The sequence below is a fragment of the Hansschlegelia zhihuaiae genome, from assembly GCF_004103825.1.
GTDB lineage: Bacteria > Pseudomonadota > Alphaproteobacteria > Rhizobiales > Methylopilaceae > Methylopila > Methylopila zhihuaiae.
In genome coordinates, this window is sequence record NZ_RYFI01000028.1 from 19026 (window position 1) to 35734 (window position 16709).

General features: G+C 68.5%; 17 protein-coding genes. 5 read left to right on the forward strand and 12 right to left on the reverse strand.

From position 1 onward, the window contains the following. Positions 1-158: 158 nt before the first annotated feature. From EK403_RS20510 to EK403_RS23825, 8 genes are all read right to left on the reverse strand, one after another. Entirely contained in the window at positions 159-359 is a 201-nt protein-coding gene (locus EK403_RS20510) for a hypothetical protein (RefSeq protein ID WP_128779320.1), read from the reverse strand. A gap of 208 nt (positions 360-567) precedes the next feature. Next, positions 568-750, reverse strand: a complete 183-nt coding sequence (locus tag EK403_RS20515) for a hypothetical protein (protein ID WP_128779321.1) — start codon at positions 748-750, stop codon at positions 568-570. Between the two features lie 172 nt (positions 751-922). Next, positions 923-2773 carry an ABC transporter ATP-binding protein gene (locus EK403_RS20520; protein WP_128779322.1) on the reverse strand — a complete coding sequence of 617 codons (1851 nt, stop codon included), beginning with the start codon at positions 2771-2773 and terminating at the stop codon, positions 923-925. Between the two features lie 138 nt (positions 2774-2911). Then, entirely contained in the window at positions 2912-4231 is a 1320-nt protein-coding gene (oxlT, locus tag EK403_RS20525) for an oxalate/formate MFS antiporter (RefSeq protein WP_128779323.1), read from the reverse strand. A 580-nt stretch (positions 4232-4811) separates the two neighbouring features. Further along, on the reverse strand, positions 4812-6533 hold the full coding sequence (locus tag EK403_RS20530; protein ID WP_245479825.1) for an ATP-binding protein: 1722 nt from the start codon (positions 6531-6533) through the stop codon (positions 4812-4814). After that, positions 6523-8025 (reverse strand): ATPase domain-containing protein, encoded by a 1503-nt coding sequence (locus tag EK403_RS20535; RefSeq protein ID WP_128779337.1) that lies wholly within the window; start codon positions 8023-8025, stop codon positions 6523-6525. The genes EK403_RS20530 and EK403_RS20535 overlap by 11 nt, the downstream gene beginning before the upstream one ends. Before the next feature lie 371 nt (positions 8026-8396). Continuing rightward, positions 8397-8813 carry an RNA polymerase-binding protein DksA gene (gene dksA / locus EK403_RS20540; protein ID WP_128779325.1) on the reverse strand — a complete coding sequence of 139 codons (417 nt, stop codon included), beginning with the start codon at positions 8811-8813 and terminating at the stop codon, positions 8397-8399. A gap of 167 nt (positions 8814-8980) precedes the next feature. After that, a complete protein-coding gene (locus EK403_RS23825; RefSeq protein ID WP_128779326.1) occupies positions 8981-9391 on the reverse strand; it encodes a flagellar assembly protein FliX in 411 nt (136 codons plus the stop codon). A gap of 226 nt (positions 9392-9617) precedes the next feature. On the opposite strand from EK403_RS23825, the gene EK403_RS20550 reads away from it, so the two are divergent. From EK403_RS20550 to EK403_RS20565, 4 genes are all read left to right on the forward strand, one after another. Next, complete coding sequence (locus tag EK403_RS20550; RefSeq protein ID WP_128779327.1) at positions 9618-10862, forward strand: flagellar basal body P-ring protein FlgI; 1245 nt, start codon at positions 9618-9620, stop codon at positions 10860-10862. Beyond that, positions 10862-11188 carry a rod-binding protein gene (locus tag EK403_RS20555; protein WP_128779328.1) on the forward strand — a complete coding sequence of 109 codons (327 nt, stop codon included), beginning with the start codon at positions 10862-10864 and terminating at the stop codon, positions 11186-11188. The genes EK403_RS20550 and EK403_RS20555 overlap by 1 nt, the downstream gene beginning before the upstream one ends. Beyond that, positions 11185-11667, forward strand: a complete 483-nt coding sequence (locus EK403_RS20560) for a hypothetical protein (RefSeq protein ID WP_128779329.1) — start codon at positions 11185-11187, stop codon at positions 11665-11667. Before EK403_RS20555 ends, EK403_RS20560 begins: the two co-directional genes overlap by 4 nt. Positions 11668-11791: 124 nt before the next feature. Then, entirely contained in the window at positions 11792-12133 is a 342-nt protein-coding gene (locus EK403_RS20565) for a hypothetical protein (protein ID WP_128779330.1), read from the forward strand. Positions 12134-12144: 11 nt separating this feature from the next. On the opposite strand, the gene EK403_RS20570 is transcribed toward EK403_RS20565, so the two are convergent. Beyond that, on the reverse strand, positions 12145-12474 hold the full coding sequence (locus tag EK403_RS20570; RefSeq protein ID WP_245479827.1) for a flagellar biosynthesis regulator FlaF: 330 nt from the start codon (positions 12472-12474) through the stop codon (positions 12145-12147). Next, the gene (locus tag EK403_RS20575; protein ID WP_128779332.1) at positions 12446-12880 is read right to left on the reverse strand and encodes a flagellar biosynthesis repressor FlbT; all 435 of its coding nucleotides are present in this window, start codon (positions 12878-12880) and stop codon (positions 12446-12448) included. The genes EK403_RS20570 and EK403_RS20575 overlap by 29 nt, the downstream gene beginning before the upstream one ends. A 235-nt stretch (positions 12881-13115) precedes the next feature. On the opposite strand from EK403_RS20575, the gene EK403_RS20580 reads away from it, so the two are divergent. Continuing rightward, entirely contained in the window at positions 13116-14342 is a 1227-nt protein-coding gene (locus EK403_RS20580) for an acyl-CoA dehydrogenase family protein (protein WP_128779333.1), read from the forward strand. Positions 14343-14414: 72 nt separating this feature from the next. Here EK403_RS20580 and EK403_RS20585 read toward each other — a convergent pair whose 3' ends face one another. After that, complete coding sequence (locus tag EK403_RS20585) at positions 14415-15989, reverse strand: flagellin N-terminal helical domain-containing protein (protein ID WP_128779334.1); 1575 nt, start codon at positions 15987-15989, stop codon at positions 14415-14417. 137 nt (positions 15990-16126) lie between these two features. Further along, the gene (locus tag EK403_RS20590) at positions 16127-16426 is read right to left on the reverse strand and encodes a hypothetical protein (RefSeq protein ID WP_128779335.1); all 300 of its coding nucleotides are present in this window, start codon (positions 16424-16426) and stop codon (positions 16127-16129) included. Between the last annotated feature and the right edge of the window lie 283 nt (positions 16427-16709).

A 16709-nucleotide genomic window follows, 5' to 3' on the forward strand; every position in this document is an offset into this window, starting at 1 on the left:
CCCCTCCTCCGCAAGCGGAGGAGGATCCGCAACGGCGCCGCCTCTGCTCCTCCCCTGCGAAGCGGGGGAGGGGGACCGCGAAGCGGTGGAGGGGGCGGCCGCACGCAGCGGCGGCGAATGCCTGCGGAGTCCGCTCCTCGGCCTCAGCCGGGCCGCGCTCAGCTCCGCAGGCCGCGCGAACTCTCGCGTTCGCGGAGCATGGCGGCTGCAAAGCTGCGATAGAGCGCGCGTTCTTCGGGCGAAGCCTGCCCGCCCGCGTAGCCGGAGCCGTAGGCGCGCCAGGAGCGGTGCGGATGGTCGCGCGCGAACAGTCTCGAACCGAGTTCGTCGATCGATCTCTTGAGCGTCGTGATCGTCATGGCGCGCGAGCCTCCCGACGCGGCCAACGGTCGCGGCGCCGGCCGGGTTCGCAATCGCCGGACGCAAAAGTGGTTCAGGGTGAAAGCCGGGTTAACGATCTGAGGCGCAGGGGATTCCACCACGCCGGCTGACGCCGCCCGCCAGACGCAAGACAGGCGGCGTTCTGAAAACGCCGCCTGCGGAATATGATCGGAGAAAATTTGTCCGTCAGTCGCGCGGCTTGTGGGCCGGCCGTGGTCCGTAGAGCCCGTCGGCAGCGAGCGCTGCGGCCGCAATCGCCGGTTGGGGAACGGCCCGCCGCTCGGCGTTCAGCCGGCCGGCCGCGAAACCGCGATAGACCGCCTGTTCGAGCGCCGACGCGACGCCGAGGCGGTTATGGTGGTCAGACACCGCGCTCCAGGCGCGGTCGGGATGGTCTCGGCTGAACAACTCAGCCGCAAGAACGTCGATGGATTCTCGATCCGCAATCGCTCCCATAAGGCGTCCTCCCTGCTGACGCGATGAACGCAGGATGAACCAAATGGTTTCCTTGTCGTGCGCTAAATTTGTGCAGGTCGCGGAATCATTCGGCAGCCTGGCGTTCCGGACCGTCGTCCAAAAAGCCGCCCGACTGGCGTCGCCACAAGGAGGCGTAGAGCCCCTCGCGCTTGATCAGCTCGGAATGCGCGCCCTGTTCGACAATGCGGCCATGGTCCATCACGATCAGGCGATCCATGCGGGCGATGGTGGAGAGGCGGTGGGCTACCGCGATCACGGTTTTGCCCATCATCAAGGCGCCGAGGCTCGCCTGGATGGCGGCCTCGACTTCCGAATCGAGCGCCGAGGTAGCCTCGTCCAGAACGAGGATCGGCGCGTCCTTCAGGATCACGCGCGCGATCGCGACGCGCTGGCGCTGGCCGCCCGAAAGCTTCACGCCGCGCTCGCCCACATGGGCGTCGTAGCCCCCGCGGCCATGGAAGTCGCTGAGGCCCAGGATGAAGTCGTGGGCCTCGGCCTTGCGGGCCGCGGCCTCGATCTCGGCGGGCGACGCGCCGGGCCGGCCATAGGCGATGTTCTCGGCGATCGAGCGGTGCAGCAGCGAGGTGTCCTGCGTCACGACCGAAATCGCGGCCCTCAGGCTCTCCTGCGTCGCCCGCGACACGTCCTGTCCGTCGATCAGGATGCGGCCGGAGGCCGGATCGAAGAAGCGCAGCAGCAGGTTGACGAGCGTCGACTTGCCCGCCCCGGAGCGGCCGATCAGGCCGATCTTCTCGCCGGGGCGGATCTCGAGCGAGAAGTCGTCGATGACCTTGCGCGGGGTCCCATAGCCGAAGGTGACGCGCTCGAACGCGATCGCGCCGCGCTCGACCGCGATCGGCTTCGCGTCCGCCCGGTCGGCGAGCTGCAGCGGCCGCGCGATCGTGCCGACGCCTTCCTGCACCACGCCGACATTCTCGAAGATCGCCGAGACCTGGAACGCCACCCAGCCCGACATCGAGACGAGCTGCCACGACATCGGAACCGCCATCGCCACCACGCCGACGCCGATCAGGCCGTGAGACGCGAGCATGATCGACGAGATCGCGACGGCGGACACCAGCAGCGCGTTGAGGATCTGCAGCGTCACCGCGAACAGGGTGATGAGCCGCATCTGGCGCTGGAACAGGCCGTTGAGGTCGTCCATCGAGTCGCGGACGTAAGCGTCCTCGTCGCGCGCGCGCGCGAACAGTTTTACGGTCAGGATGTTGGTGTAGCTGTCGACGATGCGGCCGGTGACCTGGCTCCGCGCCTCGGAGGCCGCGCGCGACCGGTCGCGCATGCGCGGCACGAACCAGCGCAACAGCGCGACATAGCCGAGCGCCCAGAGCGCCAGCGGCACGGCGAGCCGCGGATCGGCCTGCGACAGCAGGACGAAGGCGGTCACGCCGTAGACCGCGATGTGCCAGACCGCCTCGACGGTCTGCACCATGCTTTCGCGGAGCGCCGGGCCCGTCTGCATCACCTTGGTGGCGATCCGGCCCGCGAAATCGTTCTGGAAGAACCCCCAGGACTGCCGCACCACGTGGTAGTGCGACTGCCAGCGGATCAGGTTGGAAAGCCCCGGCCCGATCGCCTGGTTGGCGATCAGCCCGCGCAGGAACAGCGTCGCGGGGCGCAGCAGCATCACGACGCCGACCAGCGCCGCGACCAGCGGCCAGCCTTCCGCGAGGAGCCGGTCGGGCGGCGTCGAGGTGACCAGGGTCACGATCCGGCCGACGAAATAGGGGATCGAGGCGTCGCCGAGCGCGAGCACCAGGCCGACGCCGAGCAGGCCGGCGAACAGGCCCTTCGCCTGCCGCAGGAAGTGCCAGTAGAACGCGACGAGCCGCGGCGGCGGCTCGGGCCGCTCCGGCGTCGCGGTCGGGTCGATGAGGGATTCGAACAGGCGGAACATGCGCCTGCTCATGTGGGGGGCGGGCGCGGCCAGGATAAGGCGGCCGAGACAGGCCTTCGCCCGCTCTTCCGCAAAAGGGAAGCCTCCCGCCGGATCGCGGCGGGAGGCTAACGCATTCGTCGTTTCAGCCGGAGCCGGTCAGGCGGTGGCGAGGACGGGGCGGTCGGCTCCCTCGTCGTCCTTGGCCTGGATCGTCGAGCGCTTCACATGCGCCGCGAGGATCGGCCGGAGCGCGACGATCGCGAGAAACGCCGCGAACAGGTCCATGGCGGCGACCGTGTAGAGCACGGTCGCCCAGGTGCCGGTCGCCTCCATCAGCAGATTGCCGACCGGCACGAACAGCGCGCCGATGCCCTTCGCGCAATAGAGCACGCCGTAGATCTTGCCGATGTGCTTGGTGCCGAAGGCGTCGCCGGCGAGCGCCGAGAACAGCGAGTAGACCTCGCCCCAGGCGAGGAACACCACGCCCGACAGGATCAGGAAGGCGTACGGGTTGTGGCCGAAATAGCCGAGCGCGATGATGCCGAGGCCTTCGAGCGTGAAGGCGATCAGCATGGTCTTCTCGCGGCCGATATTGTCAGAGATCCAGCCGAACAGCGGGCGCGACACGCCGTTCATGATGCGGTCGAGCATCAGCGCGAGCGGCAGCGCCGCCATGGTGACGAAGTAGAGGTTCACCGAGAAGTTCTTGACGCCGAGGTCCTGGGCGATCACGCCGAGCTGCGCCACCGCCATCATGCCGCCGGTGACGACGCAGATGAACATCAGGAACATGAGCCAGAACAGCTTGGTGCCCATGGCCTCCTTCAGCGTGTAGTCCTTGCGGGTCTGGAACACCTTGTCCGAGACCTTGACCTCGGCCTTCTCGGGCGAGCGCAGGAACCAGGCCGCCAGGAAGGCGAGGCCGCCCTGCAGCAGGCCGAAGAAGAAGAACGTCTCCTGGAAGCCGCTCGACTCGATCATCGCGGCGATCGGCAGGATGGTGGCGGCCGAACCCGCGCCGTAGCCGCCGGCCGTGAGGCCGACCGCGAGGCCGCGCCGGTCCGGGAACCACTTCAGCGCGTTGTTGATGCAGGTCGCGTAGATGCAGCCGACCCCGACGCCGCCGACGGCCGCGCCGACATAAAAGCCCATCAGCGAGGTGGCGTAGGAGTTGACCACCCAGGCCGCGCCGATGAACACCGCGCCGGTCGCGACCATGAAGCGCGGGCCGTATTTGTCGATAAAGTAGCCCTCGATCGGGGTCAGCCAGGTCTGAACCAGCACGAAGATCGTGAAGGCGACCTGGATCGAGGCGCGCTCCCAGCCGAAGGTCTGCTGGATCTCGGGGACGAACAGCGTCCAAGCGTATTGGATGTTGGCGGTCGCCACCATGCAGATCACCCCGATGCCGATCTGCAGCCATCGGGTCTTCTCGGAGACGTTCGGCCGCGACGCGGCTACGGCGGTTGGACTCACTTGGCGTTCTCCTCATCCCTTGAACGACGTCCGGCTCGTGGCGGCCGGTTGTTGTGGTCTTGATCGTGGATCGTTGGAAGGCGCGGTCGGCTCCTGCGGTCGCGTCTCCGGACCGCTCGGTCCGTCTGGCGTCTCGGGGAGCGTCTCGTCGGCGAGATCGGCCGGCCCCGTGGACCCCGCTTTCGGCGCGGAGGCGGCATGGCCGTCAGCCGCGCATAGCTGGTATGCCAAATATGGCATCCCAATTTTGTCGCAGTAAAGGGGCTTCAAAGGGCGGAAGAAACGGCGAGAGCGCGCCGGTGGCATACAGGGCGGGAGCGCGAGGGCAAATGCATCCTTTTGGGGAGCGGCGCCGCAGCAAGGCGGGAACTGTCTCGGAAACCGGGCGTCGCGCGGCTATGCGCGCCTTCCTCGTGTTGCGCCGCGGCAGCGCGCCGCAGCGTCATCCGAGGCCCATTGAAGAGGCGCCATCGAAGCGCTTGCCGGTCGATCACAAAACTGTGATTTTAGCGGCCGCTCGGCGCGCCTGTGGAGAACCGCGCCGCGTGCCACGACGACGCAGCGCCCCGCTCGTCCTCCGTCAAGCGAGCGGTCGGTCCTTCCCGTGAGCGAGCATCTCCCGGACTTTCGCGGCGACGATCTCGAGGGTGAACGGCTTGGTGATCAGCGACATGCTAGCCCCGAGGAAGCCGGTCCTTCCCGCCGCGGGTTCGGCGTAGCCGGTCACCAACAGGATCGGCAGGTCCGGCCTGTGGCGCCGGGCCTCTTCGGCGAGCTGGCGGCCGTTTATGCCGGGCAGCCCGACGTCCGAGATCATCAGATTGAGCTTGCGGTTGGACGAGAGGATCGGCAGCGCCGACTGCCCGTCGGACGCTTCCACCGTCTCGTAGCCGAGCTCCTCCAGCACTTCGCGGAGCAGCTGTCGCACGGCGGGCTCGTCCTCGACCACGAGGACGCTCTCGCCGGCGCCGTGAAAAGAGGGCGTCTCGCCGTTCGCCGGCGCCGTCTCGACCTTCTCGGCGTCGCTCGCGGGGAGGTGGATGGCGACGCTCGTGCCCCGCCCCGGCGCGCTTCGGATCTCTGCCTTTCCGCCGCTCTGCGTCGCGAAGCCATAGACCATCGAAAGGCCGAGGCCGGTGCCTTGGCCGATCGGCTTGGTGGTGAAGAAGGGTTCGAAGACCTGGGCGAGCGTGGTCTCGTCCATGCCGACGCCGGTGTCCGTGATCGTGATCGCCACAAGGCCTCTCGCGGCCGCCCCGGCGCCGCGGCCGGCGGGATCGCCGTCGGCGGCCCTGGTCGAGACGGTCAGCTCGCCGCCGTCCGGCATGGCGTCGCGGGCGTTGATCACGAGGTTGATGATCGCGTTCTCGAGCTGGTTCGCGTCGGCGACGATGAGCGGCAGCCGGTCCGAAAGATCGAGGGCGAGCGCGACGTTCTCGCCGATCGAGCGCTTGATCAGGTCGCCCAGCGAGCGGATGAGGACGTTCACGTCGAGCGGCTTGGGATCGAGCGCCTGGCGGCGCGAGAAGGCGAGCAGGCGCTGCGTCAGGTTCGCGGCGCGCTGGGCCGATGCGGTCGCCGCCTCCATGAAGCGGTCGATGTCGTCGAGCCGTCCGGACGCGATGCGCCGCCGGATGATGTCGAGCGATCCCATCACGCCGGTCAGCATGTTGTTGAAGTCGTGGGCGATGCCGCCGGTCAGCTGCCCGACGGCCTCCATCTTCTGCGCCTGCCGAAGGTGGTCCTCGGCGCGCGCGCGCTCGGCCATTTCGGTCCGCAGGCGATGCAGCGCCTGTTCTAGGTCGGCGGTCCGCTCCTTGACCTGCGCGTCGAGCGCCTGCGCCGCGCGCCGCTGCTCTTCGATAAGCTCGCGGATCTCGAACTGCTTCTGGCGCGCCTTGAGGGCGGAGGCCACCCCGCTGACGAGCGAGACGGCGCCGAGCGGCCGCTCCAGCACGATGACGTTGGTGAGGCGTTCGGGGAGCCGCAGGCGGACGGCCTCCGTCGGCCAGGACGCGGCGGTCGCGCGGGGCGTCGCCAGCAGCACGATCGGAACGTCGGACCAGGGCTCCTGCGCGTCGAGCGCGGCGGTGAGCGGCGCCGGGTCCGGCGCGAGCGCCTCCTCGGTGAGAAGCAGAGCGCCCACCGCGTCGTCGAGCCGCGAGGCTACATCCGTCAGATCGCGGCAGACGGCCGCCTCGTAGCCTTCCTTTGCGAGCAGCGCGGCGACGCTCTCGGCGTCCCGGCCGAACGGCGCGCAGACCAGGACCTTGCGGCCTAGCTTTGCCGTTCTATGCGCCACTGCCGCGGTCTTCCATGAGAGGACCGTGGGAGCCGACATATTCCGGCGTGCCGGTCAGCACGCCGCGGAACGCAGTGAGGGGCTCGCCGATCCGCACCCCTCCCGAATCGATGCGCAGCTCCCGGATCGCGTCCTCGTGCGGGCCGCTCCGGTTCTTCAAAATCGACAGCGCCTTGCGGATCCGCCCCCCGGCTTCGAAGAACCGGATCAGCAGGACGGCGTCGGCGATGTAGGAGACGTTGATCGAGGTCGCCATCGTGCCGACCAGCCCGGACTGGGGGTTGATCAGCAGGGTCGTGACGCCGCGCTGGTTCAGGTAGGAGAGCAGCTCGTGCGTCTGCAGGATGAGGTGTTGCTCCTGAGGCATCGCGGCGACGTAGCCGTTGAGGCTGTCGATCATCACCATGCGTGACCCGCGCGTCTCGACCTCTCGCCTCACATGCGATGCGAACTCGCCCGGCGAGATTTCGGCGGGATCGATCTGCTCGATGACCAGTCTCCCGGCGTCGATGTGCCCGGAAAGGTCGAGCCCCATCGCCCGGGAGCGGGCGAGCATCGTGCCGATGCGCTCGTCGAACTCGTAGATCGTGCAGTTCTCGCCGCGCTCGCAGGCGGCGAAGACATATTGCAGGCCGATCGTCGACTTGCCGGCGCCGGCCGGGCCGGTGAGCAGCGTGCTGGTGCCGCGGAGCGGTCCGCCGCCGAGCATCTCATCGAGCTCGGGAAGCCCGCTCGCCACCGATTCGCCGAGGAACGGCTCGTGGTGCTGGGACGCGATCAGCCGCGGAAAGACGTCGAGGCCGCCGCGCCGGATGACGAAATCGTGGAAGCCGCCGACGAACTCGATGCCGCGCATCTTCTGGACCTCGAGCCTGCGCCGGGCCGCGCCGAAGTCGAGGGTCAGGCGCTCCAGCGTGATGACGCCGTGGCAGAGGCTGTGCAGATGCGCGTCGCGTTGGCCGTCCTCTTCCCCGGTCAGATCGTCGACGATGATGACGGTGACGTCCAGAGGAGCGAAGAACTGCTTCAGCGCCAGCACCTGCCGCCGGTAGCGCAGCGGGTCCTGCGCCAGAAGCCGCATCTCGGACAGGCTGTCGAACACGACGCGCTTCGGTCTGATCTTCTGGACGACGTCCTTGATCAGCTTGATCGTGCCGCCGAGCTCGCTTTCCCACGGGTGGAGGATGGACTGCTGTCGGTCGGCGCCCAGGGCCTCCTCGGCGGTTGCGAGCTCGAAGATGGAGACGCCGTCGAGCGACCAGCCGTGAGATGCGGCGACGCCGTGAAGCTCCTCTTCGGTCTCCGACAAGGTGACGTAGAGGCAGGGTTCGCCGCGCGAGACGCCGTCCAGCAGGAACTGGAGCGCGAGCGTCGTCTTGCCGGACCCAGGAGAGCCTTCGAGCAGATAGAGCCGGTTCGCGACGAGCCCGCCGCGAAGGATCGCGTCGAGCCCATCGTTTCCCGACGTGGTGCGGCCGCTTTGTCCGGACATGTCGAACCCCGAAATCCGCCGTCTCGCCAGCAGGCCGCGCCGGAGCGCGGTCTCGACGGAGATCGGCACTCTAATACTGTCTGCAAACTGATTTCAGCAAGCCGAGACCGGCGCAGCGTCAAAAGACATAGACGCGACGGTGAATTCGTCCGGCGGCTTTCAGACTCAGGGGCCTTAAATGCTTGAGCCAATAGTCGCCGGCCGCGCCGGTTCGCGCACCGCTCGGCCCGAGCGTACCGGCGGCGCCACGTTCAGCGGCGCTGTCGCGGCCTTCTTGATGGAGAGTGTGAGATCATTCGACCAGGGACGCACGTAGCCGCCCCGATCGACATTCGGCAGGACGGCTCAGGCCAGCGGTCGCTCGCAGCCGTTCAGTCGTCGCGGTAGACGCGCTCGCGGCGTTCATGGCGCTCCTGCGCCTCGATCGAAAGCGTGGCGATCGGCCGGGCGTCGAGGCGGCGGAGCGAGATCGGCTCGCCGGTCTCCTCGCAATAGCCATAGGAGCCGTCCTCGATCCGCGACAGCGCGGCGTCGATCTTGGCGATCAGCTTGCGCTGGCGGTCGCGGGCGCGGAGTTCGATCGCCCGGTCGGTCTCGGACGAGGCGCGGTCGACCAGGTCGGGGTGATTCTGGTTCTCGTCCTGCAGGTGCTCGAGGGTCTCGCGGCTCTCGCGGAGAATCTCGTCGCGCCAGGCATGCAGCTTCTCACGGAAGTAGCGACGCTGCCGTTCGTTCATGAACGGCTCGGCCTCGCTGGGCCGGTAGTCCTCAGCCAACTCGACGCTCATGTTTCAGGCCTTCTGCCATGCCGCACGCGGGTGGGGTCGGTCGGCGCGGAATATAGCCATGTCGCCACCGTCCGACAATCTTTCTCTACGTCATGAAACCTTTGGAATCAGTACGTAATTTCCGCTACGGGAAAACCCTGACATGCGTTTTGGCGAGCCCCTGTGGCTCACCTGCCGCGCTTGGCCATTTCAACCTGCGCGCGGAGCTCTATAGCGGCAAGCGCATCGTCGAGGCCAATTTCGCCGGTCGCTCCGCGCGCCTCCGAGAGCTGCGCCGCAAGCGCCCCGAGCGCCGCGTCGTCGTCCTGACCCCCGACAAGAGCAAGCTTCATGCCGTCGAGCGCGTCGAGCAGCGAACGGCCGCGGGCGATCTCGCGCTTGCGGCGCTCGCGTGGGAGCTCCGTTTCGACCGCCTGAAGCGCGATCAGCGCGTCGAGTCCCGGCGACTGCCGCAAGGGCGAGGGCGCGCGCGCCGCAGCGGACGTTCCGGGGTCTGAGAGCTGAAAAAAAGCGCCGCGTGTCGCGCCAGCGCGCTGCGGACCGCCGCCGATCGCCCGTCCGAGACCATCGATGCGCATGCGAGCCGCCCCCGCCCCACTCGCGCGAAGGTGCGGCGCGCATGGTTAACGGCGGTTTAACGCATCGGCAGATTTTGCCGGGCGGCCGCCGGAATATTGCCGGGCGCCGGACCGGCGGCGCGCCGGCCGTTCGCCGCAACCGCCTCATTCTTGAACCATCATCGGAGCGGCACGGGCTTCGCATGGCGGGAGCCAGACTTGGCCTGTGCATCCTGTGAGTTCCGTCATGCCGTCTTCCGCCCGCCGCCTGGTCGCGCTGATCGTCTCGGCCGCGCTCGCGCTCGCCTCGGCGGGACCGGCCTTCGCGGCGGACCCCGCCCAGTCGGCCGGCCGCGTCGCGGCCCCGGGGGCGCGCGCGAACGTCAAGATGGTCTCGGTCAAGCGCGCCTTCTCGGCCGACGACGACGGCGGCCCGACGCGCGGCGGCGTGCAGTCTCGCATCAAGGACCTGACCGACATCGAGGGCGTGCGCGAGAACCAGCTCGTGGGCTACGGCCTCGTGGTCGGCCTCAACGGAACGGGCGACAGCCTGAACGCCGCGCCCTTCACCAAGCAGAGCCTGCAGTCGATGCTGGAGCGGCTCGGCGTCAACACCCGCGGCCAGACGCTGCGCACCAAGAATGTCGCGGCCGTGATGGTGACCGCGAACCTGCCGCCCTTCGGCACGCAGGGCACCCGCATCGACGTGACCGTCTCGGCGCTCGGCGACGCGACGAGCCTGCAGGGCGGCACGCTGATCGTCACCCCGCTGATGGGCGCGGACGGCGAGGTCTACGCCGTGGCCCAAGGGTCCGTCGCGGTCATCGGCTTCAACGCGCAGGGCGAGGCCGCCCAGGTGGTGCGGGGCGTGCCGACCACCGGCCGGATCTCGAACGGCGGCCTGATCGAGCGCGAAATCCCCTTCGTGCTCAACAATCTGACGACGGTCCGGCTGGCGCTGCGCAATCCCGACCTCACGACCGCGCGCCGCATCGCGGCGGCCGTCAACGCCTTCATCGGCCAGGCGGTCGCCGAGCCGCTCGATCCTTCGACGGTCGGCGTCCAGGTCCCGAAATCCTATCATGGCAACATCGTCCAGCTGCTTACCGAGGTCGAGCAGCTCCGGGTCGAGCCCGACCAACTCGCCAAGATCGTGATCGACGAGCGTTCCGGCATCATCGTGATGGGTCAGGACGTGCGGGTCTCGACCGTCGCGGTCGCCCAGGGCAACCTGACCGTCACGATCACCGAGAGCCCGATCGTCAGCCAGCCGGAGCCGTTCTCGGACGGCGAGACGGTGGTGACGCCGCGCACCGACATCACGGTCGACACCGACAAGAACAGGCGGCTCGCCGTGGTGAAGGAGGGCGTGAACCTCCGCCAGCTGGTCGACGGGCTGAACGCCATCGGGGTCGGCCCCCGCGACCTGATCGCGATCCTGCAGGCCATCAAGGCGGCGGGCGCGCTGCAGGCCGAGATCGAGGTGATGTGATGACCGCGGAGACAGGTACGACCGGTCTGCTCGCCGCCGCGCTCGGCGCGCAAAAGGCCTATGGGGCGCAGTCCGGTCCGAAGAAGCCGGACAAGATCGACGCCGCCGCCCAGGACTTCGAGGCGGTGTTCCTCACCCAGATGATGGAACGGATGTTCGCCGGGCTGTCGGGCGAGGGGCCGCTCGGCTCCGGGGCCGCCGGCGGCGCCTTCCGCTCCATGCTCGCCGACCAGTACGGCAAGACCGTCGCGGCCGCAGGCGGGGTCGGCATCGCCGACGACGTGCGCCGCGAGCTCATCGCGCTTCAGCAGGAACAGACCTCATGACTCCACGCCGCCGCCACGTCCCGCAGGTCGCGCGCCCGCCGATGACGCCCGCCGAGGCCGCAGAGCGCATCGCGCGCATCGCCGACACGGTCCAGCGCCTCATCGCCGTGATCTCCGAGGAGACCCGGCTCGTGCGCCTCGGGTCCTATGAGGCCGTGGGCCGGCTCGAGGGCCCAAAGGGCGAACTGTCCGGGCGCTACATGCTCGACGTCGACGGGCTGAACCGCAACGCCGACGCGGTCGCCGCCCAGCCGCCCGAAAAGGTCCGGGAGGTGGCGGAACTCCACGCCGCGTTCCGTCTGGCGCTCGAGGAGAACCTGCTGGTGGTGGGCACCGCGCGCTCTGTCGCCGAAAGCCTGCTGCGCGGCGTCGCCGAGGAGGTCGGCGCGAAGCGCGCCCCGAAGGTCTACGACGCCCGTGGCGGGGCCTATGGCGACCGCGTCGCCGCGGCCCCGATCTCGCTCTCGCGCGGGGCCTGACGATCCGAATCTGCGACGTCGAAAGAAGCGGCCGTTAACTTCATCTCCTAAGAACGAATTAACGCGCGGGCGCCATGGTGAGCATGCGCGCTTCAGATGCGCGCGGCAGGCCTCGGAGGAGGGTATGGACGCCGCGATCGCTCCCGTGACGACGCCGACGGCGCCCGTGCGCCGGACGGCCGCGTCCGCGCAGCGGGTCGAGCCGTCTTCGTCCGCTCCGCGGACCACCGACCGTGACCCGCCGCCAGCGGCCGAGAACGCGGCCGCGTCGGAGAGCCGCCTGCTCGCGGAGCGCGACGTGCAGCGCGACGACGCGACCGGCAGCCTCGTCTACCGCTTGATCGACATGGCGACGGGCGACGTCACCGCCCAGACGCCGAGCGAGGCGCGCCTCAAGCTCCGGGCCTATATCGACGGCCTCGTGGCGCGCGAGACGACCGGCGGGTCGTTCGAAACGACCGCCTGACGCGCAAGCTCTCAGCCGCGCAGGCCTTCGGCCAGATTGCGATTGATGTCGATCAGCGCCGTCAATTGGTCGGGCTTGGGATCGACCTCCATCGCGGCCGACCGGCGCAGCACGAACATCGCGATCTTCTTGAGATTCATCTTGGTGGCGTCGTCGAGCGGGTTCTCGACGCGGCTCACCGCGCTGAAGAACACCGTCCAGAGCTTTCGGTTGAAGGTCGCCGCCTCACGCGCTCCGGAACGGTCGAAGGGCTCAGAGGCCTGGACGGCCGCAAATCGGGCCGCGGCCCTCAGGAGAAGCTGCGCGTCCCGTTCACGCGGACTCGCCGTCGTCTGCGCCATCCGCGCGTAGGCCAGCGCCCCGTTCTGCATGTTCGAATATACTCGCCTCGTGCGCGATCAACTTCCGCGCTTCCCGGTAAGCTTTGTAGAGCTGGCCGGTTAATACGCAGTTAGTCATGGTCTCGACGAGCGGCGCCATAGACGGCGCGGCCTTCAGCGCGCCGCGCGTCAGCTCGGTGTAGATCGGCAGCACCGTGTCCGCGGTGCCGGCGAGGTACATCATCTGGACCGCGTAGGCGATGCGTTTGGCCGGCGTGTCGGCCTCGCTCTCCCTCAGGATGTCGCGTTCGCGCAGCACCGGGTCCTGCCCGTCGATCAGCAGCGAGGTGCGCGAGGTCCCGTTGGTGACGACCGATCGTCCGATGACGATTCGTTCGCCCGGCTTCAGTTCGACCTTGAGCGTCATGGGCGGCTCTCCGTCTCTCCAGCTTCGGGGAGAGGGTCAGATGGGGGCGTCAACGTCGCGACTGTCGCCATCCTTACGCGCCTGAGCCTGCGGGAGAAGAGGCCTGCGCCCGGCGGCGGCCGCGAGGACGTTTTGTCGCCGGCTCCCGCGCCCGATCCGAGACGAACATCCCATGGGCGACGGCGGCTCGCGACCCTAAGGCCAATGACCCGCGCCGTTTTCAGAAGGAGAGATCATGCCGAAGCCCGACGTGATTGCGGCCCGCCCCCCGGACCTGCCGTCGCCCTGGCGCACCGAAGCCCGCGTCACGCTGATGGAGGACGCGCGGGCCTTCGCGCGCGACGTGGTGCTGCCGCTCGCCGACGAACTCGACCCGCAAAAGGCCGAGATGCCGCGTTCGCTGCTCGACCGGATGGCCGAAAAGGGCTGGTTCGGCGTCACGATCCCGGCGGAACATGGCGGCATGGGGCTTGGCGTGTTCGAGTATTGCCTGGTCTCGGAGGAGCTCTCCCGCGCCTGGCTCTCGGTCGGCTCGATCCTAGCCCGCGGGCAGGGGCTCGGCACGCAGACGCTCGATGAGGAGCGCCGCAAGGACCTGCTCCGCAAATCCGCCAGAGGCGAATGGATCGGGTCGATCTCGCTGTCCGAGCCGACCGCGGGCTCCGACCTCGCGGGCGTGCGGACCAAGGCCGTGCGCGACGGCGACGAATGGGTCCTCACGGGAACGAAGCGCTGGGCGGGCTTCGCGCAGGCGGCCGACTTCATCGAGGTGCTGGCGCGCACGCGGGAGCCGGGAGAGGGTGAGCCGCGTTCGGCGGGCCTTGAGCCGTTCCTCGTGGTCAAGGAGGCCGGGACCTTTCCCAAGGGGATCGCAGGCCGGGTCATCGACAAGATCGGCTATCACGGGTTCCTGACCTTCGAGCTCGAGCTCGACGGCGTGCGGGTCCCGGAGAGCGACCGGCTCACCGGCCTCTACGGCGACGAGGGCGCGGACGCCGATTCGGGCGGCTTCGCTTCCGTGCAGCGCGGCCTCAACATCGCGCGCGTCCACACCGCCGCGCGCGCCGTCGGGGTCGCGCAGGGGGCGCTCGAGGACACGCAGGCCTATCTCCAGGAGCGCGAGCAGTTTGGCCGTTCGATCGCCGAGTTCCAGGCGCTGCGGTTCGCGCTCGCCGACATGGCGGCCGACGTGGCGCAGGCGCGCGCCTTCTGGCGGCAGGTCGCGCATCTGCTCGACCAGGGCGAGCCGGCCGAGAGCGAGAGCGCGATGGCGAAGCTGGTCGCGACCGAGATGGCGGTTCGGGTCACCAACCAGGCCATGCAGCTGCATGGCGGCAACGGCTACACGACCGAGCGGCGCGTCGAGCGCTATTGGCGCGACGCGCGCCTCACCACGATCTTCGAGGGCACGAGCGAGATCCAGCGCCGCATCGTCAGCGACCGGCTGCTGGGAAAGGCGTGAACGACGCCTTAAGCGACGAAGGGCGGAGCCCGAGGCCCCGCCCTTCGTCGCCGTCCGTGACTGGTCGGCGCCTTACCGGAGCAGCTGCAGCACCGCCGATTCCTGTTGGGTCGAGATCGCGAGCGAGGACACGATCAGCGACTGGCGGGTCTGGAGGGTCGCGAGATTCGCGGCCTCCTCATTGGTGTCGGCCGCGGTCAGCGCATGCGCGCCGTCCTCGAGCGTGCCGATCATGTCCTTGGTGAAGACCTCCCGGGTCTGCACGATCTGGAGCTGCGAGCCGAACTTCGAGGACTGCGCCTCGATCGTCTTGAAAGCGGCGTCGATCTGATCGAGCACGGTGTTGATCGAGGAGGAGTCGATGAACTGATCGTCGGCCAGCTCCGGCAACCCGACGCCGCTCGACGTGAACTCGACGCCTTTGACCTCGAGCTTCGAGGTGCCGTCCTCGTTGAAGATCACGTCGAGGTCGTCGCCCATCAGCAGGTTGACGCCGTTGTAGTTCGAGTCCTTGGCGATCGTGTTGATCTCTTTGAGAGCAGCATTGTAGTCGGCCACGAAGTTGGAGCGTTTGGTCGCGGCCTCCTCGTCGAGGACCGGGCTCGAAAACGTGACGGAGGCGAACGGATTGCCGGCGCCGGTCGCGGTGCCGGAGACGTCGAGCGGCGTCGACTTTGCGATCGAGTTGTCGGCGGAGACCTTGAGCTGGCGTGTGTTGACGTCGAAGGTGGCGTCGAGAAGGACGTTGTTGTTTTCGAAGAACTTGTTGAGTTCGTCGAGCGTATCGACCTGGCCCGTGCCTGTGCCGAACGTCACCGAGACGTCCTGGCCGGTCTTGTCCTTCACCGTCAGGGTCTTGCCGGTCAGCGCGCTCGCGGTCGACGCGGCGGAGCCCGCGCCGGACGCATTGCCCAGGCCGGTGCCGTCGGTCACGTCGCTGTCGGCGTCCGTCTCCGTGTAAGCTGTGATCGCGACGGCGGACGACGCGCCGGTCGTGTTCGACGTGATCGTGACCGAGGTCCCGGTTCCTCCGACGGTCACGCCGGCGCCGAGCTTCGCGGTCAGGATCTCGCGAAGCTCGTCTGCGTCGTCGATCGTGGTGTCGCCGTCGCCGGCGGCTTGGACGGCCGTCTGGTCGATCGTGACCGTCGAGGAGGCCGCGCCGTCGATCGCGATGCTGAAGCTCAGCGAATCGGCTGCGTCGGCGAGCGTAGTGGCCGCGCCGAAGGTGAAGCCCACGGAACCGGCCGTGGCCGCCACCCCGCCGCCGAGAAGGTTCTTCGCCGTCGCCCCGACCCCGAGGTCGCCGGACTCGATCGAGGCCTTTTCCGAGACCGCGAGCGGCGACTGCAGCGCGGCCCTGGCGGTGGCCTTGAGGCCTTCGACGATCTCCGTGATGCCCTTGATGCCGTTGTCGGCCGCTTCGAGCGTCTGTACTGACGCCTTCACCGAATTCAGCAGACTGTTCAGGTCGCTGGCGCGTCGGTCCAGGGCGTTGGCGGTGAAGAAGCTCGCCGGATTGTCGAGCGCGGAATTGATCTTCTTGCCGGTCGCGAGGCGTTCCTCGGTCTGCGCGAGCAGATCGGTCGTCGACTGCAAGGTCCGCAGGTTCGAACGGACGGCTGAATTGAGGACCACGTCGGCCATGGGCGGGGGCTCCAAATCGGGAGACGCCTCCTGTGGGCGCAGTCGAAAAAATAGTCCGTTAACCTTAACGAGGCGTAAACATTAACGTCTTGGGCGAGCTTCATGGAACTTGGGAATCCAGCCGCCCGTAAACCTCGCTAGGGGACCCGCGACCCGCGGACCACGACGCCGGCCACCACGGCGGGTTCGGCGAGCGCGCCGGGTTGCGCCTTGGGCTGCGCCGAGATGGCGTCGCAGATCGCCTTCGCGACGGCCGCGCCGGAGGCGAGCTCGGGGCGTCCGGCCGCGAGGATCGCGAGCACGGTCTGCGCGGTCGGCACGAATTTGCAGATCCTTGCGCCGAGCGACTGTGTCTCAGCGACCACATCGTCCCTGCCCGTCTCGCGACAGGCGGACAGCGAAAGCGCGAGGATGAAGACAAGCGCTGCATGGCGCATGGCGAGAAGGAGCCTCGAGCCGCGAATCCACACGACGGTGCGGCGATCCGCGGCGACGCGCAATCCGCAGAGCTACGTATGACCGATCAGGCAGCCGCCGAAACAGAAAGGGCGGAAGCCGAAGCTTCCGCCCTTTCCAGGGACGTGGAGGTCTTTGGGTCGATCAGCGCAGCAGCTGGAGGACGTTGGATTCCTGCTGGGTGGAGATCGAGAGCGAGGAGACGATGAGGGCCTGGCGGGTCTGCAGGGTGGCGAGGTTTGCGGCCTCGGCGTTGGTGTCGGC

Excerpts from the sequence above, each read along its gene's own strand:
- EK403_RS20510 (WP_128779320.1), bottom strand. The coding sequence starts at position 359 with ATGACGATCACGACGCTCAAGAGATCGATCGACGAACTCGGTTCGAGA.
- EK403_RS20520 (WP_128779322.1), bottom strand. The coding sequence starts at position 2,773 with ATGTTCCGCCTGTTCGAATCCCTCATCGACCCGACCGCGACGCCGGAG.
- EK403_RS20535 (WP_128779337.1), bottom strand. The coding sequence starts at position 8,025 with ATGTCCGGACAAAGCGGCCGCACCACGTCGGGAAACGATGGGCTCGAC.
- dksA (WP_128779325.1), bottom strand. The coding sequence starts at position 8,813 with ATGAGCGTCGAGTTGGCTGAGGACTACCGGCCCAGCGAGGCCGAGCCG.
- EK403_RS23825 (WP_128779326.1), bottom strand. The coding sequence starts at position 9,391 with ATGCGCATCGATGGTCTCGGACGGGCGATCGGCGGCGGTCCGCAGCGC.
- EK403_RS20550 (WP_128779327.1), top strand. The coding sequence starts at position 9,618 with ATGCCGTCTTCCGCCCGCCGCCTGGTCGCGCTGATCGTCTCGGCCGCG.
- EK403_RS20555 (WP_128779328.1), top strand. The coding sequence starts at position 10,862 with ATGACCGCGGAGACAGGTACGACCGGTCTGCTCGCCGCCGCGCTCGGC.
- EK403_RS20560 (WP_128779329.1), top strand. The coding sequence starts at position 11,185 with ATGACTCCACGCCGCCGCCACGTCCCGCAGGTCGCGCGCCCGCCGATG.
- EK403_RS20565 (WP_128779330.1), top strand. The coding sequence starts at position 11,792 with ATGGACGCCGCGATCGCTCCCGTGACGACGCCGACGGCGCCCGTGCGC.
- EK403_RS20570 (WP_245479827.1), bottom strand. The coding sequence starts at position 12,474 with ATGGCGCAGACGACGGCGAGTCCGCGTGAACGGGACGCGCAGCTTCTC.
- EK403_RS20575 (WP_128779332.1), bottom strand. The coding sequence starts at position 12,880 with ATGACGCTCAAGGTCGAACTGAAGCCGGGCGAACGAATCGTCATCGGA.
- EK403_RS20580 (WP_128779333.1), top strand. The coding sequence starts at position 13,116 with ATGCCGAAGCCCGACGTGATTGCGGCCCGCCCCCCGGACCTGCCGTCG.
- EK403_RS20585 (WP_128779334.1), bottom strand. The coding sequence starts at position 15,989 with ATGGCCGACGTGGTCCTCAATTCAGCCGTCCGTTCGAACCTGCGGACC.
- EK403_RS20590 (WP_128779335.1), bottom strand. The coding sequence starts at position 16,426 with ATGCGCCATGCAGCGCTTGTCTTCATCCTCGCGCTTTCGCTGTCCGCC.